At 34.8% G+C, this 21,164-nt stretch carries 21 protein-coding genes and 1 pseudogene; 14 read left to right on the top strand and 8 right to left on the bottom strand.

Features of this window, described 5'->3' with window-relative positions; translation table 11 throughout:
- Nucleotides 1–139 precede the first annotated feature (139 nt).
- The 5 genes from IGJ32_RS06380 to IGJ32_RS06360 form a co-directional block, all read right to left on the bottom strand.
- Nucleotides 140–694 carry a TIGR01440 family protein gene (locus IGJ32_RS06380; RefSeq protein WP_342081717.1) on the bottom strand — a complete coding sequence of 185 codons (555 nt, stop codon included), beginning with the start codon at nt 692–694 and terminating at the stop codon, nt 140–142.
- A 16-nt stretch (nt 695–710) separates the two neighbouring features.
- Nucleotides 711–1,199, bottom strand: coding sequence for an ECF transporter S component (locus IGJ32_RS06375; RefSeq protein ID WP_178286263.1), 489 nt, complete (start codon nt 1,197–1,199; stop codon nt 711–713).
- Between the two features lie 3 nt (nt 1,200–1,202).
- Nucleotides 1,203–2,003, bottom strand: coding sequence for a hydroxymethylpyrimidine/phosphomethylpyrimidine kinase (locus IGJ32_RS06370; RefSeq protein WP_034697951.1), 801 nt, complete (start codon nt 2,001–2,003; stop codon nt 1,203–1,205).
- A gap of 337 nt (nt 2,004–2,340) precedes the next feature.
- Nucleotides 2,341–3,861, bottom strand: coding sequence for an acyl-CoA synthetase (locus tag IGJ32_RS06365; RefSeq protein WP_342081716.1), 1,521 nt, complete (start codon nt 3,859–3,861; stop codon nt 2,341–2,343).
- Between the two features lie 159 nt (nt 3,862–4,020).
- Nucleotides 4,021–5,040 (bottom strand): tyrosine-type recombinase/integrase, encoded by a 1,020-nt coding sequence (locus IGJ32_RS06360; protein ID WP_342081715.1) that lies wholly within the window; start codon nt 5,038–5,040, stop codon nt 4,021–4,023.
- Nucleotides 5,041–5,346: 306 nt separating this feature from the next.
- On the opposite strand from IGJ32_RS06360, the gene IGJ32_RS06355 reads away from it, so the two are divergent.
- The 4 genes from IGJ32_RS06355 to IGJ32_RS06340 all read left to right on the top strand — a co-directional run bounded on the left by IGJ32_RS06355 (nt 5,347) and on the right by IGJ32_RS06340 (nt 8,507).
- On the top strand, nt 5,347–6,420 hold the full coding sequence (locus tag IGJ32_RS06355; protein ID WP_034697946.1) for an ABC transporter permease: 1,074 nt from the start codon (nt 5,347–5,349) through the stop codon (nt 6,418–6,420).
- A gap of 3 nt (nt 6,421–6,423) precedes the next feature.
- Nucleotides 6,424–7,113 carry an ABC transporter ATP-binding protein gene (locus tag IGJ32_RS06350; RefSeq protein WP_010737568.1) on the top strand — a complete coding sequence of 230 codons (690 nt, stop codon included), beginning with the start codon at nt 6,424–6,426 and terminating at the stop codon, nt 7,111–7,113.
- Nucleotides 7,106–7,720 carry a TetR/AcrR family transcriptional regulator gene (locus tag IGJ32_RS06345; RefSeq protein WP_053766029.1) on the top strand — a complete coding sequence of 205 codons (615 nt, stop codon included), beginning with the start codon at nt 7,106–7,108 and terminating at the stop codon, nt 7,718–7,720. The genes IGJ32_RS06350 and IGJ32_RS06345 overlap by 8 nt, the downstream gene beginning before the upstream one ends.
- A 208-nt stretch (nt 7,721–7,928) precedes the next feature.
- Entirely contained in the window at nt 7,929–8,507 is a 579-nt protein-coding gene (locus IGJ32_RS06340; protein WP_094940284.1) for an SGNH/GDSL hydrolase family protein, read from the top strand.
- A 127-nt stretch (nt 8,508–8,634) separates the two neighbouring features.
- Here the strand turns inward: IGJ32_RS06340 and IGJ32_RS06335 are convergent, their stop codons facing one another.
- Nucleotides 8,635–9,507 (bottom strand): MurR/RpiR family transcriptional regulator, encoded by an 873-nt coding sequence (locus IGJ32_RS06335; RefSeq protein ID WP_025480187.1) that lies wholly within the window; start codon nt 9,505–9,507, stop codon nt 8,635–8,637.
- Between the two features lie 201 nt (nt 9,508–9,708).
- On the opposite strand from IGJ32_RS06335, the gene IGJ32_RS06330 reads away from it, so the two are divergent.
- From IGJ32_RS06330 to IGJ32_RS06285, 10 genes and pseudogenes are all read left to right on the top strand, one after another.
- Entirely contained in the window at nt 9,709–10,746 is a 1,038-nt protein-coding gene (locus IGJ32_RS06330) for a Gfo/Idh/MocA family oxidoreductase (protein ID WP_010737564.1), read from the top strand.
- Between the two features lie 158 nt (nt 10,747–10,904).
- A complete protein-coding gene (locus IGJ32_RS06325) occupies nt 10,905–11,198 on the top strand; it encodes a hypothetical protein (RefSeq protein ID WP_034697939.1) in 294 nt (97 codons plus the stop codon).
- 156 nt (nt 11,199–11,354) lie between these two features.
- The gene (locus IGJ32_RS06320; protein ID WP_010719176.1) at nt 11,355–11,585 is read left to right on the top strand and encodes a hypothetical protein; all 231 of its coding nucleotides are present in this window, start codon (nt 11,355–11,357) and stop codon (nt 11,583–11,585) included.
- 170 nt (nt 11,586–11,755) lie between these two features.
- A complete protein-coding gene (locus IGJ32_RS06315) occupies nt 11,756–12,700 on the top strand; it encodes an L-lactate dehydrogenase (protein WP_010719177.1) in 945 nt (314 codons plus the stop codon).
- A 247-nt stretch (nt 12,701–12,947) separates the two neighbouring features.
- Nucleotides 12,948–13,517 (top strand): hypothetical protein, encoded by a 570-nt coding sequence (locus tag IGJ32_RS06310; RefSeq protein WP_342081714.1) that lies wholly within the window; start codon nt 12,948–12,950, stop codon nt 13,515–13,517.
- Between the two features lie 43 nt (nt 13,518–13,560).
- A complete protein-coding gene (locus IGJ32_RS06305; RefSeq protein ID WP_342081713.1) occupies nt 13,561–13,785 on the top strand; it encodes a hypothetical protein in 225 nt (74 codons plus the stop codon).
- Nucleotides 13,786–14,231: 446 nt separating this feature from the next.
- A pseudogene (ldh, locus tag IGJ32_RS06300) lies at nt 14,232–14,345 on the top strand (L-lactate dehydrogenase); the annotation flags it as partial.
- Between the two features lie 254 nt (nt 14,346–14,599).
- Nucleotides 14,600–15,082, top strand: coding sequence for a hypothetical protein (locus IGJ32_RS06295; RefSeq protein WP_342081712.1), 483 nt, complete (start codon nt 14,600–14,602; stop codon nt 15,080–15,082).
- Nucleotides 15,083–15,629: 547 nt separating this feature from the next.
- The gene (locus IGJ32_RS06290) at nt 15,630–16,337 is read left to right on the top strand and encodes a hypothetical protein (protein WP_207427930.1); all 708 of its coding nucleotides are present in this window, start codon (nt 15,630–15,632) and stop codon (nt 16,335–16,337) included.
- A gap of 214 nt (nt 16,338–16,551) precedes the next feature.
- The gene (locus IGJ32_RS06285) at nt 16,552–16,749 is read left to right on the top strand and encodes a hypothetical protein (protein WP_123874784.1); all 198 of its coding nucleotides are present in this window, start codon (nt 16,552–16,554) and stop codon (nt 16,747–16,749) included.
- An 813-nt stretch (nt 16,750–17,562) separates the two neighbouring features.
- Here IGJ32_RS06285 and IGJ32_RS06280 read toward each other — a convergent pair.
- Together IGJ32_RS06280 and IGJ32_RS06275 are read right to left on the bottom strand one after the other, a co-directional pair.
- On the bottom strand, nt 17,563–18,570 hold the full coding sequence (locus tag IGJ32_RS06280; protein ID WP_342081710.1) for a hypothetical protein: 1,008 nt from the start codon (nt 18,568–18,570) through the stop codon (nt 17,563–17,565).
- A gap of 510 nt (nt 18,571–19,080) precedes the next feature.
- The gene (locus IGJ32_RS06275) at nt 19,081–21,129 is read right to left on the bottom strand and encodes a hypothetical protein (protein WP_197725831.1); all 2,049 of its coding nucleotides are present in this window, start codon (nt 21,127–21,129) and stop codon (nt 19,081–19,083) included.
- Between the last annotated feature and the right edge of the window lie 35 nt (nt 21,130–21,164).

The raw sequence follows: 21,164 nt of genomic DNA, 5'->3' as shown, positions 1-21,164 counted from the left end.
GTCCAAGGCAAACTTTTTTGACATACTGTATGAAGTTGGGTGACTGTACCTTTATAGAAATTAGATAATAAGTGAATATTTTATAATAAAGAATAACATTTACATAAATATTAGGTAGGTTATCAGTTAATTGATTCTTTTAAATCACTTCATACTCAGCTCGCGGACCACCAATGTATTTTGGACGTGAACGCAGAGCTGTAACATGTGCGGCTCCTAATGTTTGACTGCTTGGTCGAACAGGTACTTGAACGTGTTTGACATGCATACCGATGGAAGTATCACCGATATCGATCCCAGCTTGCGCTACCACGTGTTCCACTTCTACTGGATCATCGAATTGGTCAAACGCTGCTACTGAACAAGCGCCACCAGCGTGTAAGGCTGGTACAACAGAAACAATTTCAAATTGTTTTTGCTCTGCTACGGAGCGTTCGACGACAAGGGCTCGATTAATGTGTTCACATCCTTGAACAGCTAAAGCGACTCCTAAGGGTTGCAAAATTTCTCTCATGGTTTGGATAATCCACTGTCCAACTGGAGCACTTGAGTTTTTACCAATTTGTCCACCAACCACTTCACTGGTACTACATCCTAATACAAATAAATCGCCAGATTTTAAATTTGCTTCTGCTAATACCTCGTTGACCATTTTGGTTAATTCTTGTTTTAAAGATTCTTCTGTGATGCTCATTTTATTCTTCCTTTCATTACTTACTTTCTTTTTGTACTCTCGTTCGTTTTAGAGCTTGAGTGAGTGGTAAAGCCAATCCAACCCCTACAATATTTTGAAAAATATTTCCAGGAATAGAAGCTACCCCCGCAGGCCAATCATATAAAAACCAACCTGCTAAAAAATAGCCACTAATCATCAGACAACTACCGATAAAAAGACCGACAAATCGACCTTTGCTTGTTTTTTCGGCAAAATAGCCACTGACCAATCCTTGCAAACCATGGATCAATAATGAAAAAAGGGCCCATTGCGGATAACCTGACAGTAAATCGATGAATAAACCACTTGAGGCACCGACAACGAACCCACCAAATGGACCAAATAATAAAGCAGTGGTGTAGATGCCAGCTTCGCAGAGCGTGACAAAGCCGTTAGTTGCTGGTATTGGAACTAAAATTGTTAAAGATAATGCTACTGTTAAAGCGATCAGCATGGCATATATTGTTATTCGTTTCGTATTCAACGATTAAATCCCTCCTTTGATGTTACCGCCAGACCAGACACTGCCCGTTTGATCGTTCATTTCAACACCGTTTAAAATACATTGATAAACGTAAGTTTTACTTCGTTGAATGGCTTGTGGGAGCGTATAGCCATGGACGAGATTCGCTGTAATAGCAGAAGAAAAGGTACATCCTGCGCCATTCACTGTTGATCGTGTTAATTTTTCCATTGTAAAAGTGGTTAGTCCGTCATGACTATACAAAACATCGATTGCTTCATCGCCATGGATCCCAGAGCCACCTTTAACAACGACCGCTTTGCTTCCTAAAGTATGAATAAATTTGGTTGTCTCTATCACTTCATTGATGCTTGAAATTTTTTTCTTTCCAGAAAGGAGAGCCGCTTCTTTAAGATTGGGCGTGACAAGATCAACAAGGGGGAAGAGTTCTTTCACTAAGCACTCAATATACTGTTGATTCGCTAATGAAGTAGTTTCTTTAAAAGCTAAAACCGGATCAAGAACGATTGGGATTTGAGGGTGCTTTTTTAAAAAATCTCGGACGATCATGATTGCTTCAAGAGAATGCAATAAGCCAATTTTGATACCCGCTAAGTCTGTCATCTTCTGGATCGAAGCAAGTTGCTGTTCCAACCACTTAGCAGGTAGATTTTCTAAGAGGAATGCGTTGTTTTCGTCTAACATGCCTACACAGGTGAGCGCGCTCATTCCAAAAAGTTGAAAATTCTCAAAAGTTTTCAAATCGGATTGAATTCCTCCACCGGCAAAAGGGTCAGAACCACCAATTGTAAGTATTTTTCTCATTGTTTTCCCTCCACGAAAAGAGTATAACGAAAGTTGTTAGAAAAGAAAACAGCCAATTGGCATATTTTTATGTCATCCAATTTTGCGTATTCTTTAGATCACCAAAATTTATCTATCATCTGAATGAAACAAGTACACTGTATTGTTGGCAACTTAACAGCTAGAAGAAAACATAAGCTATGCATACTCAAATGAACAACTTTATTAGATATTATTATCAATAAATTGAATCTTTTTTTGTCATTCCTACAATTTTAACAACTGAAAAATGGTTAAACAAAAGAGAACACTGACGTTATACCTGCTAGGTAAGAGGATAACGTCAGTGTTCTGTTTATTATGCTTTTAGTTCTTTTTCAATTTGTAGTCGACGGACTTTCATTGTCGCAGTCCGTGGGATATCTTCATAATCTCTGATAATCGGCGTATTCAATCGAGGTAACTCATGCACTTGTTTCCACCAACGATCCCAGTCCATTTCGTGATTAGGAGCAAGAGCGATCAATGGTTGTGGTGCATTGTTTTTATCACGAACGATGACCACTTCCGATAGAAATTCTAATGAGTCTAACAAGAAATCTTCGATCGCTAAATTGCTATTGATTGTATCGATCAAATCCACTTGACGATCCTTTAAGAACAAATGTCCCTGTTCATCCATGCTGCCGTAATCACCGCTGTCCCACCAAGCATCATAAACATTTTCTTGGAAACGAGCATCTTCTTTATAATAAGTTAATGCACGACCTTTTGATAATAAATGGATGTGTCCATCTGTATTAGCAGGTAAGACGTTCCCATTTTCATCTGCGATCCGCGCTTTGGTTAAGTCGCCAAGTCCCACACCCATGTCTCTCGCATTACTCGTTTTTAAACTCTCTAATGTATGAGCTTTTAAAATCATCGGTCCGCATTCGCTTTGGCCATAAACTTGTAAGAAAACAGCTTCTTGATTAGGAGAAGTCCGTAAGAATGTTTCCATAGTAGAGTTGTTGATCGCATCAAAAGTGGAATGGTAATAACGAATACCAGCAAAAGCTTCTGGATATTCTTTCGCTGTAAAGCTCCACTGAACAAAGTTGTTTGGATGTGTTTCAAGTGCAATCGGTGGATTTTCTTTTAACATGGCCACAACATTTTCCCCTTGAGCATCCGCTAACGGCATCATTGGAAAGCCCATCGCCATTAACGAAGAAATACCAATATTGAAGCGAGAATGAACAGGAGAGATATGGAAAGCCACAAGTTTTTTCTCTGCGATCTTAGTAAAGACAGTTTTTTGCCATTTGGTGCGCCAGCCCATTGAATGAGCAGAATGACAAATCAATTTAGGGATACCTGTGGTTCCTGAAGTATGGGTCATATAAGAAATTTCATCGTTCCCCAATTGATTTTGTGCCACTGGTTCTGCTGGTTGAGTCAATAGTTTAGAAACAGCAATTTGTTTTTCTTTTGATCCATTTGAAATGCCAGCCACTCGTTCAGCCGTTTCATCATCAAAAAGGATAAATGGATCTTCTAAACGGTCGACAAAGACTTCTAAAGTGGGGGTAGGGAAGTGATAAGAGATCATTGCTGGTACCGCCCCAAGATAAGCTGTTGCTACAGCTAATAAATAAGTATCAAAAGCTGAACTTTTGTAGATCATGACCTTATCACCAAGTCCGACACCCAAATGAGCTAATTGATAGGCACGAGTCAAAACGAGTTGACAGGTATCTTTGTAAGTGCTTTTAAAACCAAGTTCCGGAAAAGCTGCTAAGGGTTGGTCAAAGATGATTGGTACATCTGGTGTAGCATTCGCTGCTTCTTGAAAATTAGAAAAAAGATTTAATGGGGAATAAGCGATTGTTTCCATAAGTCACACTCCGATTTCATTTAATAAACAAGTTGGTAAGCAAAGTAAGAAAAACTTGTGAATTAAATCATTTACTTTGCAAATTCAGCTATAATCTTAGCACAAACCCTAAATAAAAAACAGCTTTCTTTGTGAAAAAATGAATTATATTTCGTTGTTTCATTTTTTGTTACTTGTTATTTCCTTGTAAGAGAACTCTAACATCTTTTGATGGACTTCTTCAAATGAATGTTCATTGATATAACGATTACCATAAAGGAAATTGACGATATCCAGATCATCAAAATAAAGGGAAACGTAGTACCCGTAAGTTTTACGACATAATTCTGGCGAAATATTTTTATATACAGTGATTTTACTTAGTATTTGGCGAATCGTCCGTGGAGAGATTTGCTGGTCATGAGATGAACGAAAAGCAAAAGAATCAGGTCCTGTCCCAGTATCAGTTATTGCTAAATAGTTTTTAATGAATGGCAGTGCTTCATTGGGAATTGGCGACTGATTAAGACGATTTTTTTTACGGCTAAGATGAATGATTTGTTTATTTAAGTCAATATCTTTTCTTTTTAACTCAACGACTTCATGGATTTTTAACCCGCAATATAAAAGAATAGCTGCGATCGCTAAATTTCTTGGTCGGTTCCTTTTTTCAAAGCGTGCTTCTCGTGAAGAGTTAAAGCCTTTCATAGGAATAAACAGATGTTCAAAGTCTTGAAACAAAGAGGCGTCTATGAATCGAGGCGCTGCAGCAGTAGTTTCAGGAAGCGTTTTTCCTAATAGAGATATTTCTTCAGTCAATAACCCTTTTTGATACAAAAACCGTAGAAAATGATTTAACGAATATTGTTTTCGCGAAAGACCATAATAGCTATTTTTAAATAACTGGTTTGTTTGTTGATCAGCTGTGGTCTGAAACGAACGAGTATGCTGATAGACTTTATCTAAAAAATTTAAATAGTCTTGTTTTTCAAGACGAAGAATAACTTCATCCGTGATCTCTTGATCTAAAGCTTCGTGAAGATAATCCGTGAATAAATGAAAATCTTTTGCATATTCATAACGACTGCTTAATGAAAGCTTTTTTTGATTTTCTTTTAAAAATTCTTGGAAAATAGGAGGAAGCTGTGCGATGCGTTGTTTTAACTTTTCTTGAATGTGTTTTCGTGTTTTTTGATCCATAAAAGAACCTCCTTTTTGTTCAAACTGGTGTTCTATTTTATTATTGTAGCTTATTTTTCGTTTTTCTTCTATTTCCTTTTACTGATATCTATTTATACCAACGTTTATTTGCTCATGATTCATATATATAGTAACATCGCCAACTATAAGAAAAACTGTAACCAATAAACAGAAAGACAATGATCTTGTAGTATGAACGAATTGTTTCATGAGTTTTGTTGAGTGACATTTTGTCACTGTTGCGCTATACTTTTCGATAGTGACAAAATGTCACTATCGAAAAAGGAAAATGTAGGAGGGAAAGTAATGTTTTTAGCAATGAAAGAAATGAAATACGCAAAACTACGATACGGACTCATTATCGGTATCATGTTCTTGATTGCTTATGTCGTTTTCATGCTATCAGGTCTGGCAAGTGGATTAGCTGAAGAATTTAAAAAAGCAATTGATGATTGGGGTGCTCAAGAAATCGTTTTGTCCGAAGATGCTAATCAAGTGTTTGCAGCATCTCAATTGACAAGAGGCGACCTTGATCAAGTAAATGCGAAAGAAAAAGCCCCGATTGGCTTATTCAGTGGAGCAATCAAGGGCAAAAACAAAGAAAATGTGACAGTCTTTGGTACGACTAACGATGCCTTTTTATTACCTAAAATCACAGATGGTCGGATGTTTGATAAGAAAAATGAAATAATTATCTCCCAAAATCTGGCACAAGATCAATATAAGTTGGGAGATCAAATCAAAATCGGTAGCGATGACCAAGCATTTACGATCGTTGGAATTTTTCCTGCCACTTATTATACGGTCTCACCAGTCATCTATACAGATCTAGAAACTTGGACACAATTAAAATATGGAGCCCAACCGTTTGCTTCAGATGACAAAAAGCCGATCAATGCGATCGTGACCAAACAATCAGCTGCAATTGATAAAGATGGCGCATCAAAAGATTTACAAAAACTGACGATTCCTGATTTTATTGAAAGTCTTCCAGGTTATTCTGCACAAAATATGACACTAAATGCAATGGTTTACTTCTTGTTTCTTGTCGTAGCAGCAGTAGTTGGCATTTTTATGTATGTCATCACTTTACAAAAAACGGCGATCTTTGGCGTAATGAAAGCTCAAGGGATTCGCAATTCATTTATTGCTAAATCGTTGATTGCACAGTCATTTGTTATTGGAGTCATTGGTGTCGCCTTAGCAGTTCTAGCTGCTTATCTAACTAGCTTGTTTTTACCAAGTGCGATGCCATTCGCTATTTTCTGGACACAATGGTTGCTATATAGTGGGGTCTTACTCGTTGTAGCAGTTGTAGGCGGCGTCTTCTCAATACGCACGATCACAAAAGTGGACCCAATCACCGCAATAGGAGGGTAAAAAATGAAGAATATTTTAACGATGAAAAATATCGTCAAGACTTTTGGTAGTGGACATACCGAAGTGACTGCGTTAAAAGGAATTAATTTTAATGTCAAACAGGGAGAATTTGTCAGCATCATCGGTCCCTCTGGTTCAGGAAAGAGTACTTTCTTAACCATTTCCGGTGGGCTACAAACACCTACTTCTGGAGAAATCGCCATTAATGGTCAGTCTTTTTCCGATTTATCTGAGAAAAAAAGAGCCGATTTACGTTTTAAAGAAATTGGGTTTATTTTACAAAGTTCTAATTTGATTCCATTTTTAAAGGTCAAAGAACAATTTTATTTAGTTGATCGAGTAAGCCATCAGAAACAAAACGAAACAGTGATTGATGACTTATTGAAATCATTAGATATTTATGATCTAAAAGAAAGCTATCCTCGAGATTTATCTGGTGGGGAAAGACAACGTGTAGCGATTGCTCGTGCGTTGTTCAATGACCCTAGTTTGATCTTAGCAGATGAGCCTACCGCTAGCTTAGATACAGATCATGCCTTTGAAGTAGTCAAGTTACTTGTCAAAGAAGCACATGAAAAACAAAAAGCAACAGTCATGGTTACACATGATGCTCGGATGATCAAATGGAGCGATCGTGTCTACCGAATGAAAGATGGTGATTTGATCGAAGAAACGGAGGGATGGGATGCCTAAATCGACATTTCTTAATCTGCCGAATGAGAAGAAACAACGGCTTATTGAAATTTTACTTGAAAATTTTTCAGCTCGACATATTAGCCAAGTAAAAGTTGCAGATATTGTCGAAGATATGGCTATGTCAAGAGGGGCTTTTTATAAGTACTTCGAAGACTTGGAAGATGCCTATACCTACACGATCCAGTATTATTCGATTCAAATCCATCGAGATATTCTGAAATATATCAGTCAAAACAAGCAAGACTTTTTTCAAGGAATTGAAAATTACCTTGCGTGGTGTAGTGAACTGGAACAAAAAAGTAGTTATTGGCAGGCCATCCGCTTTTTAACGAGAAGTGATGATTTTACCAATCACCAAAGAACCAAGCCTTCTGCTGAATCAGGAAGATTAAAGGAATGGTTTAAGTTACTGAAGGCAAATGGTTTTCACATTACTTCGGAAGAAGAAGCAATTAGCTTTTTATATTTCGTCATGGATCTTGTGATCAATTCATTGACGGATTACATTGCGAATGACTGGACTACTGATGAGTTGTTGCAAGATTATCGTTACAAGGTAAAATGGCTGCAAAGAGGTTTGAACACCGAACGAAGTGAATCTTGAATCCACTCGATTCATTTGTTAGCCGTTTCTTTTTAACTGGTAAGTAGTGTCCGTATTCAGAAAAACACTTCGATACTTCTTTGTGTCATCATCGATAACCAAATAAAGACCTTCGATAGAAAGTTCTTATAGTTGAGAGCAACGATTTTTCCTTTTTGATTCTCCGTGATAGAATTTTTATTGTAAGAAAAGAAAAGGGATGACACAGATGAAGAAAATTATACTATTTGGTGATAGCATTGCTGCTGGATTGTACCAGGGGGAGGTCGTCCATGCATTGGACCATGCGTTATCAACGACCTTAAATGCTTTAGGACAAGCTGATTTTAAGATCATTAACTTAGGAAAAAGAGGCGATTCAACGACAAGCAGCCTTGAACGATTGTCTCAACTTCCCCAAGATGAACGTACAGCTGACTACGTCGTTCTTAATGTTGGCGTTAATGATGCAATCAATCAAAGAGATAACCAAGAAACCTATCGAAAAAACTTGGAACAATTGATCAACTTTTTTAAACATAGCCAAGTGATTTTGATAGGGCCTAGTTACGTTGATGAAAAGATCAAAACCCAAACAATTCCTGAGATCTTAGTAGAGTATACTCAGATCGCAAAAGAAGTAGCAGATAAGAACAAAGTAAGTTTTATTGATTTTTATCATTATGAAAAATCTTTTGAGGACCCAACACTTTACTTGCAAGACGATGGGTTGCATCCTTCGAAGTTAGGCTATCACTTGCTAGGTGCTTTGATTGCACAATGTATCCAGCAAAAAGAACAAAAATAATCTACAGACCGAGTACCTCAATCTTTGCAGTACTCGGTCTGTAGATTTTTAGTTTCAAGTTTTATCATGACAAAAAGAATGAAGCGCGCTCTATTGGCTTTGACATACGGTAATAAACAACTGTTTTCTAATGGCGATATTCCTTCAACAAACCTTTTTGGATCAAGTCTTGTTTTTGTTTGAGATTCTGGATGTTTTCTTGATAGTTTTGTGCATACATCACGGAATAAAGAGTGTTTAAAACATAGTCGAAGGCAATTTGTGAGGAAAATGTTGCCACTTTAGCAAAATCTAATTCATCTTGCGTAACGATGAGTTTCATCGTTGCTTGTTTTGCCATTTCTGAATGTTCATTTCCAGTGATCAATACAGTTTTAGCACCCACATGGTTTAAATGCATCATAATTTTTTCATAATGGTGAATCCTTCCACTATAAGTTAGAAAGATGGCACAATCCTTTTCCGTTAAATTAGCTGCATTCCAAGAAGAATCACTATACTCTTCAGCTAATATCAAAAATTTATTGATCTTGATTAGTTTATTTTGAAATTTGCGTGCTGTGATTTGAGAATCCCCTTTGGCAAAAATAAACATGCGATTCGCTTGATTCAATGCTGTGGCAATCGCATCAATTGACTGTTTCTCCAATTGAAGCTGTGCTTTTTTGATAGATTGGATCGACAAATCGGCCATTTTTTTAGCGATTGATTGACTATCATCTTTATCAGTAAAAGGAAAGTTTGGATCAATGATTTGATTGAACTGGGCTTTCATCTGATGGACTTCACGACCAAATTCAAAACGAAATTCTCTAAAACCAGAAAAACTCAATTTTTTACATAAGCGAATAATGGCTGAATGCGAAGTATACGTCGCTTTTGCCAATTCCTCGATCGTCATATAAACAGCTGTTTCTCTGTTTGCTTTGAGATAATCAGCAATTCTTTTTTCTGTTGTTGTAAATGCTTCTTGTCGTATCAATTGGTCTTCGATTAACATATGCTCACCTTCCTCATCCATCTTACTGAATATCCCTCTTTTTGACTACTATTTTTTGTGTAGGCTAAACATACCTGTCGATTATTCACTTAAAAAGATCACTTTCTTGAACATTTTTTTCTAACTGCGCTCAAATTAACTTTTAAAGGGACCGGTCATTTATACTGATAGTAGTTAAAAACAAAAATTGGAGGAAAACGTATGTTAACAATTGCCTATCTAGGAAATGGAAAAAGTACCAACCGCTATCATTTACCTTTTTCACGAAAACTAAAAGATAAGATCAAAATCAAAACGATCTTTTCACGTTCAGAACCCACTTGGGAAACATTTGAGGATATCCATTACACCAATCAATTGGAAGATCTATGGAACGATCCAGAAATCCAACTGGTTGTCATTACGACTCCGAGCCAATTTCATTATGAATATGCTAAATTAGCCTTAGAGCATGGAAAAAATGTCCTGGTTGAAAAACCGTTTGCTGAAACTTCTGCAGAAGCGAAAGAGTTATTTGAGCTAGCGAAGCAAAAAGATTTATTTATCCAGTGTTATCAAAATCGTCGTTTTGATTCTGATTTCTTGACCGTACAAAAAGTGTTGGAAAGTGGAAAATTAGGCGATATTTTAGAAATTGAGATGCATTATGATTATTTCAGACCTGAAGTTCCTGAATCGGCAACGGAATTTTCAACAGTCAATAGTTATCTCTATGGTCATGCTTGTCACACAGTAGATCAAGTAATTTCTTACTTTGGCGAACCAGATGACATCCACTATGATGTGCGCCAATTATTAGGAACGGGACGAATGAATGATTATTTCGATTTAGATTTTTATTATGGAACAATGAAAATCTCTGTCAAATCAAGCTATTTTCGTATCAAGGAACGCCCAAGCTTTGTGGTTTATGGGAAGAAAGGGATGTTTGTAAAACAGACAAAAGATCGACAAGAAGAGCATCTTAAACTATTTTATTTCCCGGACCATCAAGATTTTGGTATTGATTTACCAGAACACTACGGCACACTTACCTATATGGACCAAAATGGAAACTACCATGAGGAAAAAGTGATTTCTGAAGTAGGGGACTATAGTCGGGTCTATGAGGGCGTCTATGAAACGCTCATAAACGGAGCCGAAAAAGTAGTGAAAGACGAAGAAACACTTCTACAAATGAACATTTTAGAAACAGGGATCAAAGAGATCCAGGAAAAAGAAGCGCAAGCAAACAAATAAACCATTCGCTGTTTATGATCATTCTGAAGGATTAAGCAAAGATTGATGAAAAACAAAAAAACAAAACCATTAAAATATGATGGGGAGGACACCTCATATTTTGACAGTTATTTTGTTCTTATGTACTATAAAATAAATAACTGTAAGGAGGAATTCTCATGACAAATTATAACGGCGAAAAAGGCAAACGTTTAAGAGGTTCGATGGCGCCTAAAACCGATGATGAAGTAGCATTAGCAGGAACAAATTCTGGTGAAACAGAAAACAAACAAGAATCGTTATCTGGCACAAACTCTGGCGAAGCCAAAGATGTCGCTTTATCTGGTTCTAATTCGGTTGAAGAGGAAGAACCAAAGAAACCGAATGCTTTTGAAAAAGAAGTGGAAAAATTAGCGGAAGAAGTAAAAGAAAAATTTGAAGAATTGACATCTAAAAAAGATACTAAAAAATAGTTTTTGGATAAAAAAAGACAGCTTTTACGCTGTCTTTTTTTATCCAAAAACTATTTTTCCGATTTTAGAAAAAAATGGTGTCTGCGCTTACCTTCTTTGTATTATGCTTTATTTATGAGAATAATTTTTTCTCAGCTAAACATTAGGAGGTAATATATGGAAAATTTTGGGTTACAGTTAATCAATTCGAGTGTGCTTGGACAAACCGATTTCATAAGTCTATTCACGACTTATTTATCAGATTATATGTATTTGTTCTTAGGTGGAGCCGTTCTATTTGTTATTTTGATGTTGTTATTAAGTAAAAAAATGTCCGATAAGCCTGCAAATAAAAGCGGATCTTCAAAAGGTGCTTCTAAGCAAAGCCAATATAAACGAATGAAATAGATCTTATTTTACTTTGAACAGATTGTTAGTTTACTAATAATCTGTTTTTTTGTTATAACTATAAAAAAATATTATAGTAACTATAAATATCATTATATTGAAAAATGTTTCTATCAGAACTATAATTTTCATGAAAATAACATATGAGATGAAAAGGAGCGTGTATCAACATGAGAAAAACCAGTAGAAAAGTAGTGATCGTTGGAACAGGCTTTGTGGGAACAAGTATTGCTTATGCCATGATCAATCAAGGAATTGCGAATGAATTAGTCTTGATCGATGTCAACCAAGAAAAAGCGGAAGGGGAAGCTTTAGACCTTTTAGATGGTATGGCATGGGGCGAAGAGAATGTTGCTGTTTGGTCAGGTGATTATAGCGAATGCAGCGATGCCGATCTAGTAGTAATCACAGCAGGTATCAACCAAAAACCAGGACAAACTCGTTTAGATTTAGTGAAAACAAATGCTGGAATTATGAAGGATATTGTTCGACAAATCATGGGAGCAGGATTCAACGGAATATTAGTTGTTGCTTCTAATCCAGTAGATATTTTGACTTGCATTGCGTGGAAAGAATCAGGGTTACCTTCTTCTCGAGTAATCGGAACAGGAACAACATTAGATACAACTCGTTTTAGAAAAGAAATTGCCTTGAAACTTTCTGTCGATCCTCGTAGCGTTCACGGCTATATTTTAGGTGAACACGGCGATTCTGAAGTAGCAGCTTGGTCCCATACAACAGTTGGCGGAAAACCAATCATGGAATTTGTCGAAAAAGATCATCGAATCGACGAAAAAGACTTAGATATCATTGCTGATAAAGTTAAAAATGCTGCCTATGAAATCATCGATCGAAAAAAAGCGACTTATTATGGAATTGGTATGAGTACAGCACGAATTGTCAAGGCTGTATTAAACAATGAACAAGCTGTATTACCAGTTTCTGCTTATTTATCTGGTCAATATGGAGTGAAAGATATCTTTACAGGTGTTCCATCCATCGTTGATGAAAAGGGTGTAAGAGAAGTTATTGAATTATCAATTACACCAGAAGAAGAACAAATGTTTAAACAATCTGTCAATGAATTAAGAAACGTATTAAACACCGTGAGATAATTGAATGAAAATAAAAAGGAGAATGAGCGTTTTGCTCGTTGTCCTTTTTATTTTTGTTTTAGAAAAAATAATTCTCTAGGAGAAAGTGAATTGTAATAAAATGGTAGCATATTAGGTAACGTTTTTGGGAAATGCATTTGAAACAACAATAAAAAAATGAAAGAGGTAATTGATTTAGAGCATAATCAGCTTAAAAAGAATAAAAGATGACTGGTAAAATTACTAAATAAATGAAAGGAGATAGTATATGGAAAAGCAGAATACTCAGGAGTCAAGAAGCGGATTAGAAGAATCTGCAGTTCAACAAGATATTCACTCTATACATACAGAGCAAACCGTATCTGATAGACAACAAAATACTTTTGACAAAGATCAATCGGAGATGATATATGCAGAGCTGGTAGGCTTGCCTGAAGGAAAATTCAAACAGAAACCGGAAACAACTATTTATTCAACTATCATTCAGTCTCAATTAAGCTCTTCGGAGAAACAAGAAGATCAGTCTCAGCCTCTAAATAATAAAGGAGAGTCCCTTAAAAAGAATAATTTTGACATTGATGAAGATACTGGATGGGGCACCACTTTAAGTTCTGACGATTCACAAAATGATCGCCAACATGAACGAATTAGTAAGTCAACAAAAAATGACAATGATTCATTAGAGATACAATTTGAAAAAACACAACCTAATCCTCAAACTAACAGCAATTACAAATCTTTTTTTAATGAACTTATCCGCAAGGCAGCGGAAAAAAAGAGTGAACAAAATTTAGTCGTCACATTTATCTGGACATCCTATTCCAGCACCACGTTATAGTAAACTAATTATTGTTGAGAACTCCGCAGGAAGGCTGCTTGGGGTGAATGAAAATACTGGATGGGGCACTTTTTTAGGCACTAAAATTCCTCAAAGCGAAAAGCCTATTCCGTTACCACGTACTATTAAAAATGTACAGAAAAGTAAAAAAAATACTCCTGCACAGTGTACTTTTAAAGATCTAAAAGATAAAACGAGTAATATAAATCAAAATACTATTTCTTCTTCAAATGATTTGAATAATAGTAATAGGTCCCATGTAAGATAGATTTACTGCATAATCAAAAAATAACTACTCAGGTTTATAGCAGAGAATTGTACAAAAGAACTAACATCTCCTTATCGTTTTTTTTCGATTATAATTCAAGACATAAAAGGAAAGGAAGAAATTTAATGCCAAGAGAAAATATCTATACAGAAGATCCAACAATAAAAAAGAAAAATGCACAGTCCAAACAAGGAGTACCTGCTTAACTACATCAGGATATGGAGCCAGTTCCACCTTCGCCATTTCGAAGTAGTTTACTTCGAAATATGAAGCCAGCTCCAACTTTACCACCTCGGGCGTTTGAACAAATAAAAGATAGCGCTATGGGAGTCCCAAAACCACCTGCTCCATTGCCGCGTTCTACCCCTAATATGGATAGACCACCTAGAGCTGGAAGATAGACTTCATACATAAATAAGAAAAAAAGAAACTACTTAGCATAATATATAGAAGAGAAGGGTGTAAGAGAAGTTATCGAATTATCAATTACACCAGAAGAAGTACAAATGTTTAAAAAATCTGTCAATGAATTAAGAAACGTATTAAACACCGTGAGATAATTGAATGAAAATAAAAAGGAGAATGAGCGTTTTGCTCGTTTTCCTTTTTAATTTTTTTTTAGAAAAAATAGTTCTTTAGTAGAAAGTGAATTGTAATAAAATGGTAGCATATTAGGTAAATTTTTTGGGAAATGCTTTGAAACAACAAGAAAAAAATGAAGGAGGTGATTGATTTAGAGCAGAATCAGCTTTAAAAGAATAAAAGATGACTGGTAAAATTACTAAATAAATAAATGAATGAAAGGAGATAGTATATGGAAAAGCAGAATACTCAGGAGTTAAGAAGCATATCTGATGGGCAGAAAAATACTTTAGCCAAAGATCAATCGAAGATGATAGATGCAGAGCTAGCAGGCTTGCCTGAAGGAAAAGTTAAACAGAAACCGGTAAATAATATAGGGGAGTCCCTTAAAAAGAATAAGTTAGACATGGATGAAAATACTGGATGGGGCACCACAGAAAGATACTCTGAAAAAACACAACCTAATCCCCAAACTAACAGCCATTACAAATCTTTTTTAAATGAACTTATCCGCAAGTCAGCGGAAAGAAAGAGTGTACAAAATTTAGCAAATGTTTTAGAGACTGACAATATCTTGAGCAGCGGGAATTCTCAGTCCGTTATGATAAATAAATCTCTGTATCATTTGAATGGACGAGCAGGCATTATTACAAATGTCACGCCCGAGACAAGACACAATATTGATAAAACTACTGGATCTAATATCAATAGATAACCTGCATGGTCGGTTGATGAGATAAACAATTGAAAAAATAATGTAAAAATTTAAGAAGATGATTTAAATTTAAACGTCATCAGCGCCGTATGAATCAACCAAACGCACTTGAAGGGCGTGGGCCGGATTCTGTATCACGTTGATCATGTATCTTTGATTTTATATGAGGGGATATTACATAGAGCAGACGGTGGATATGTTTCTGGAAAAAACGAATATGAAAAAATTATAGATGAAAATGATTCTAAAAAAAGGCAGAATGTGGACGAACAACAGAGTGAATTTTTATTATGTTAAGGATCTACTTGGCATAATGTATACAATGTAATCAATTTTTAGTGACTCGCTACTTGTATAATAGTGGTGCACTGATCCCTACAGTGTATAATAGAGAAATGCTATATCAGAAATACGATACATTTTTTGTTTCATTTAGATCGGCAGGGATTTAATTTTATGTTAATTTTTCTAATTCAGGGGAAAACAAGAAACCCCATTATTGGTTTTTCTTATTTAAAATTACAAATAAAAATAAAGGAAGAAAAAAATGAAAGAATTACAACCTACAAATCCTGTTAGCGAACAAGAATCTCAAACTGCAAATCCTGTTAACGAACAAGATATCGAAGATCGTATAAATCAATTTTTGCAACAAAATGGTGGGAATCGTCCAATAGTATCAAGCAATATTTTTTCTAGAAATAAAAAAACAAACTTAGATGTCTTAAACAAGATAGAAACGCTTGGAGACGACCAACATAGTAAACGTTTAAAAATGTTGCTTCAGGAAATGAACGAAATGCACAAAAATTTAAATAAAGATAACTTTAAAGGCCTGTTTCTTAGAGATCGAAAAGAAAATTACGAAAACTTTATTAAAGAAGCAGGATCAGATGTTTCAGAAATATTATCTTCTCAAAAAAAAATTCAATATAAAGACGCTCTTAAAATAGCACTAGCAGGACTGTCTTACCAAGATAACTCAAACTCAAAAAAAGAATTGTCTAAAGAAAATAAAGCGTGGGTAAAACTTTTTTCTCTATTCAATGAAACGCAACGTGTTTGGATAAATGGACCTGGTCCAATACAACCTGATCATGACGATAACATTGAAAAAATGCGAAATCAATCAAAAAAGTTTGACGAAATCAGAGCTATGAGGAAAGTCGAGAAACTTTCCGAAAACAAACAGGATAAAGTAATCAATAAAAACCCTTCCAAAGAAAAATCAGAAGGTTCTTTCGTAGAAAGATAGAATTCATACATAAACAATAAAAAATAAAGAAAGAGCGACTAATCTGTATGTCTAGTTGCTCTTTCTTTATTTTTTCTTTTACTCTTTTTATTATTTCTTCGGTAAAACTGTCAAATTAGATTTATTCTCTAAATTAAAGTTGTCAGATGGATTTTGTTTAATAATTCTTCATTGTACAGTTCAAAATCAAAGAAATCTCTCATTGAAATTCCTAATGACGCTTTATAGAACTAAAAACTGGGTAGAAAAACAAGTATCGGTGTCATTAGCGGTCTTAGACGAGTGTTGTAATGATTCAGGTTGTTATGTCGCTGGTTTGATTGCTAACGGACGTAAACGCATGACAAAACAACACAAACAAATGATCGAGAATTATAAGAGTGCTGTTGATCTGATCGTTAGTAAGGAGTGACTTGTATGAAATTGAAATGTAAAGATTGTGATTGTAGTATGGAAAAATGTATCTCTTTGTGGAAAGATCAAAAAAGTGTTGTCCAGATTATGATTGTTTTATTGTAGAGAATGCCACATGTGAATATTGTGGAGTTTTTGTTTCTAATTTTGTAAATTATGGATATGGACTTTATAGACAGATAAAAAATTAAATCGTGTTTAAATCTTGTCAAACACGATTTAATTGATATTTTATAATACAAAATAATTTTAAAATTTTGCAGCGGTTCAAATGAGTCATTTTTTTATCTTTTTAGTTTGATTTCGGTTTGATAGGGGTTTAATTCACTTTGAATCTACTTTGTATAATATATATTATGTAAACTAAAATATAAAATTTTTATCTCCTTCCTTTAAAAATCCGCAAACCCTCTCTTCTTGCTATTTATTCTATTTCTTTTTACCAGATAGTATAAAAACGATTCTTTTCTTGTTCAACTAATCAGTTATATATATATACGCATGCATAAACCATTTAGAATTAAAGCTATCTAGAAATCATTCACACCAAACATAAATTTTGATGTGAATTTATCTATCCATATTTTGTTAGAGCAATGATTGATAGATGTATCCTAGAAAGTAGTGTTTTATCAGTTGATTTAATATACCTTAAAAATGTAAGAACGATTATATGGGGTTATAGACTGTTAAATATGCCTTTGATTTATGATAATAATTCACGTTGTTTTAAGAATCCAATTACATCATTATTACGCAACAATTCAACTTAATCTTTAAAGAAATACTATAATCAAGGAACATTAGTTTTTTATCTGTCTATATTAGTATAATTTTCTGATGTCAAAGTCAAACTAGGAGATGTTTGTGCATTTCTTGCCTTAGTAGCTTTAGCAGCTAAAGAGCCTTGTGTAAGATTGTTTTCTGGTTTATTTTCCAAAACTTGTTTTCTTTTAACTATATCAACTACTTTTCGAATCGATTCTAAACATTTTTCATCGACTCTTACGGCTTGATTTTCCCCACATTCTTTCGGTAAATTTTTTAGAAGTGCCACATCGTTCCATACAAAACTTCGATTAATTTCCTGCACTCCTTCAGCAATTAGGGTCGCCCGCCCCTTTTCATGATCAACCTTATATAGGTTATTGTTCCCAAAATATAGTAATGGCTCGTCTTTGTCATAACCGCTCTTGTTTTTAGCATCTAATGGATAATATACTACCGGTTCATTTTTACTCAGCCATTCCTGAAGTTTACGTTTTGAGTGATCAGTATATTGTACCTCTCCATCATTTTGGTGATGTTCCTGGTCTTTATTGTTTAAAGAACCAACTATATTTATTAGTTCGTTTTCTTTTTCTGTTGTCACCCATATAAACCGTGATTTTTTTCTATTAAACAGTTCGTCCAGTCCAAATTTAATTAAGGTTGTTTCTTGATTCTGTTGTTTATTGTCTATGACTAGTTTTCTTGAACCGTCACTAAATTTAACGTTACTCGTAATCAATTTTCCATGACAATTTAAGTAGGACTTTTTTTTATTAACAATTTCCTGGCTTGAAATGATCTTATAAAGCTTCTCCTCATTATGATCATAATATAATAACTGATTTTTCTCAGTATTTTTCGATTTTTTGGGCAGTTTCATGTGTAGTTGTTCATGAAAGTCGTTCTCGTCTCTCTGCTCAAATTGTTGATGAAATCTTAACCCGTTCTCCTGTGTTAAATGTTTATGTTCTTGGATTTGATCAGCAGAAAATGCCAGAGATAAATATCGTTCCTCTGGTGATAGTTTGTCGCTTTTCTTCATCGTCATATTTCCTCTCCTTTTATGGCCTTGTATAAAAGTTCATTTATTTACAGTCGTACTAGTTTTCTTTGCGTTTTTCAAGTAATTACTGAAACAAACAGCTTTTATCCGCTTTCCATTCTATATCTACACTTCAGCTTAAATAAAACTTTTATTTCAAAATGACAAAACAAAAAGGTCGGTGATTCTAATTTTGTTATCTGAAGATAGTCTATTTACCTACATACAAGACGTAATCACATATTTTTGAACGATCATTCGTTGAATCATTCTATAAAAAAACTAATAAAAAAACATCAAAGATAGTAGCTACTACTGCCTTTGATGTCCTTAAACACGGTTAGAATATTCTATTTTCTAGTAAATAGCTCAGCATAAAAATAGCAAAAATTAAATAATAATGGAAATAAAATTTTTTGTACTAATGTTCCCCACTTTAAGGCTACCACATAACTAGTAAAGCAAATAAAAATCACTCGTTCTTCTTATTCAATAAATCCGAATGCTATGATCATTTTATCTAGATGGGTCTTCATTACTACCTTTTTGAGGAGGTTGCGGTGCAGGACGCTTTTGAGTGTGTCCAAGAGTGTTGCTTTGAGTATTTCTATTAAGTTTGGGTGATGCTTTTGCCGATGTTGTCAAATCAATCAAATTGCTTAATGAATTTCTATCTTGAGCAATGTTACTAGTACTTGGTTCGGGTAATAGTTGTTTGTACTTTGTCAAATCTTCTAACGACTTACTATCTTGAATGATGTGACTAGTGCCAGGTTCGGGTGATGCTTTTGCGTGTGTTGTCAAATCAATCAAATTACTTAACGAATTTCTACCTTGAGCGATGTTACTAGTACTTGGTTCGGGTAATGGTTGTGTGTACCCTGTCAAATCTTCTAACGACTTACTACCTTGAATGATGTGACTAGTGCCAAGTTCGTGTGATGCTTTTGCGGGTGTTGTCAAATCAATCAAATTTCTACCTTGAACGAAGTTGTTTATATTCGCTATGTCTAAGAATTTCGTGGCATTCTCAGCAGAGAGACTCCATATCATGGCATCTTTATTAGACGTCTTTGGTAATTTGTCTGCAATTACTTTATCCCCTAATTTGAGCTTGCCGTCTTGAAAATGTGCATTATCAGTAATCAGGATAGCCTTTTTTCCTTTATGACTAACTAAATATAAATTGGTCTTATTCAACAAAAGTGTACACGAATTTACATTTCTGTTTTCATGCTCTCGGGGTTTATGTAAATCTCTAGGAGAACGATTTCTAGGAAAATGTTTCTTGGCCTCATTCAAATAATTGATGTTCTTTTCAACTTCTCCTTTATCTATCCATATAAATCCGTTTGACATCTTTGATTTAAGGAATAAATTTATTTTTACATTTGTTTCCCAGTCTTGGACTGCAATATGTTTTGCATTTGGTGAATTATAGAGATCCTTATCAGCAAGCAAATAAGCGTTTATGATTTTCACATTCTTACCATCTTGAGATTCAGTCTCTAATTTATATAGTTTATCCCACATGGTCCCTACTTTATAATAAAATAGATCTTTCTGTTTATTGTGACTTTGATTTTTTGGTATTGATAATGATGAAAATGCTCTAACATCCACCTTAATCCATGGTTTACTCTTTATCTGTTGTCTATCTTCCATCATTTTAAACCCATTTAGTCGCTGATTAATCTCTTTTAAAGTAAGTGAATCGACGTACATCGTTGCCGTTCTATCTCTATTTTTACCCTCCCGAGTCCAACGTCTTTGAATGAAATTATTTGTATCAACCGTTGTCACATTGGAAGGCGAGAACAGATCAACTCTCAAACCTTGACTATTTCTTTTGTAATATACCCCTTCTTTCTCTTCTATGTTATCTGCGAGGAGTTTCGACTTGCTGCTCTCAGTGTCCAATTGATAAAGTTTGCCTTTATGTACCATTAATTGAACATTTACACTAAGATCGGATGACGTACGCTGCGGGATTCCTATCTTGAGATTTTCACCAATGTAAGTTGCATCTGGTTCTGTTATTGTACGTGCTGCTCTCTCGGCTATTTTTGCTTTTTTGTATTCGTTATCCTTTTTGATAATATCGTATACTACGCGTGAATGAACAAATAACGATTGAGCGTCCTTTGAGGGATTATTCTCCATTTCTACAGGTCCAATTAAATTTTGGTAGCTATTCTTTTCTTTACTTCCTTGCGTCAATTCACCATTTATATACTCTACATCTTCAGCAATTACATAAGCTTTTTTTTCTCCTTTTTGTGGGTCCAAATTTTCTATGAAATAAAGTTTCCCTTGGTATAAACATAATAGTTTATCCATTGGATCACCTTGGTGAATATTATCTATTGTTTTGCTTGGTAATTTTACCTTATTGGGCAATTGGGAAAATTTATTTCTATAGGTTGAAATTATATCAACCAAAAATACATGCTCGTTCACCACAATATTTTCATATGGCTCTTTGTTTTGGTCTTCTGCGATTTGGTCCTTAGAAAAATTCAGATGATTATATAGTTCCTCTTTGCTCATGCTATTTTCTATCATAGAGATCACACCTTTCTATTTATTGTTTTTCTAAA

It is taken from the genome of Enterococcus sp. DIV1639a, from assembly GCF_050530445.1.
In the GTDB taxonomy this organism is placed as follows: domain Bacteria; phylum Bacillota; class Bacilli; order Lactobacillales; family Enterococcaceae; genus Enterococcus_B; species Enterococcus_B hirae.
The sequence above is the reverse complement of the archived record's forward strand: the minus strand, read 5'-3'. Positions and strand labels throughout refer to the sequence as shown.

Bases quoted from the DNA above. Each gene is read 5' to 3' on its own strand.
- IGJ32_RS06380 (WP_342081717.1), bottom strand. From the start codon at position 694: ATGAGCATCACAGAAGAATCTTTAAAACAAGAATTAACCAAAATGGTC.
- IGJ32_RS06370 (WP_034697951.1), bottom strand. From the start codon at position 2,003: ATGAGAAAAATACTTACAATTGGTGGTTCTGACCCTTTTGCCGGTGGA.
- IGJ32_RS06365 (WP_342081716.1), bottom strand. From the start codon at position 3,861: ATGGAAACAATCGCTTATTCCCCATTAAATCTTTTTTCTAATTTTCAA.
- IGJ32_RS06360 (WP_342081715.1), bottom strand. From the start codon at position 5,040: ATGGATCAAAAAACACGAAAACACATTCAAGAAAAGTTAAAACAACGC.
- IGJ32_RS06355 (WP_034697946.1), top strand. From the start codon at position 5,347: ATGTTTTTAGCAATGAAAGAAATGAAATACGCAAAACTACGATACGGA.
- IGJ32_RS06350 (WP_010737568.1), top strand. From the start codon at position 6,424: ATGAAGAATATTTTAACGATGAAAAATATCGTCAAGACTTTTGGTAGT.
- IGJ32_RS06345 (WP_053766029.1), top strand. From the start codon at position 7,106: ATGCCTAAATCGACATTTCTTAATCTGCCGAATGAGAAGAAACAACGG.
- IGJ32_RS06340 (WP_094940284.1), top strand. From the start codon at position 7,929: ATGAAGAAAATTATACTATTTGGTGATAGCATTGCTGCTGGATTGTAC.
- IGJ32_RS06335 (WP_025480187.1), bottom strand. From the start codon at position 9,507: ATGTTAATCGAAGACCAATTGATACGACAAGAAGCATTTACAACAACA.
- IGJ32_RS06330 (WP_010737564.1), top strand. From the start codon at position 9,709: ATGTTAACAATTGCCTATCTAGGAAATGGAAAAAGTACCAACCGCTAT.
- IGJ32_RS06325 (WP_034697939.1), top strand. From the start codon at position 10,905: ATGACAAATTATAACGGCGAAAAAGGCAAACGTTTAAGAGGTTCGATG.
- IGJ32_RS06320 (WP_010719176.1), top strand. From the start codon at position 11,355: ATGGAAAATTTTGGGTTACAGTTAATCAATTCGAGTGTGCTTGGACAA.
- IGJ32_RS06315 (WP_010719177.1), top strand. From the start codon at position 11,756: ATGAGAAAAACCAGTAGAAAAGTAGTGATCGTTGGAACAGGCTTTGTG.
- IGJ32_RS06310 (WP_342081714.1), top strand. From the start codon at position 12,948: ATGGAAAAGCAGAATACTCAGGAGTCAAGAAGCGGATTAGAAGAATCT.
- IGJ32_RS06295 (WP_342081712.1), top strand. From the start codon at position 14,600: ATGGAAAAGCAGAATACTCAGGAGTTAAGAAGCATATCTGATGGGCAG.
- IGJ32_RS06290 (WP_207427930.1), top strand. From the start codon at position 15,630: ATGAAAGAATTACAACCTACAAATCCTGTTAGCGAACAAGAATCTCAA.
- IGJ32_RS06285 (WP_123874784.1), top strand. From the start codon at position 16,552: ATGACGCTTTATAGAACTAAAAACTGGGTAGAAAAACAAGTATCGGTG.
- IGJ32_RS06280 (WP_342081710.1), bottom strand. From the start codon at position 18,570: ATGACGATGAAGAAAAGCGACAAACTATCACCAGAGGAACGATATTTA.
- IGJ32_RS06275 (WP_197725831.1), bottom strand. From the start codon at position 21,129: ATGATAGAAAATAGCATGAGCAAAGAGGAACTATATAATCATCTGAAT.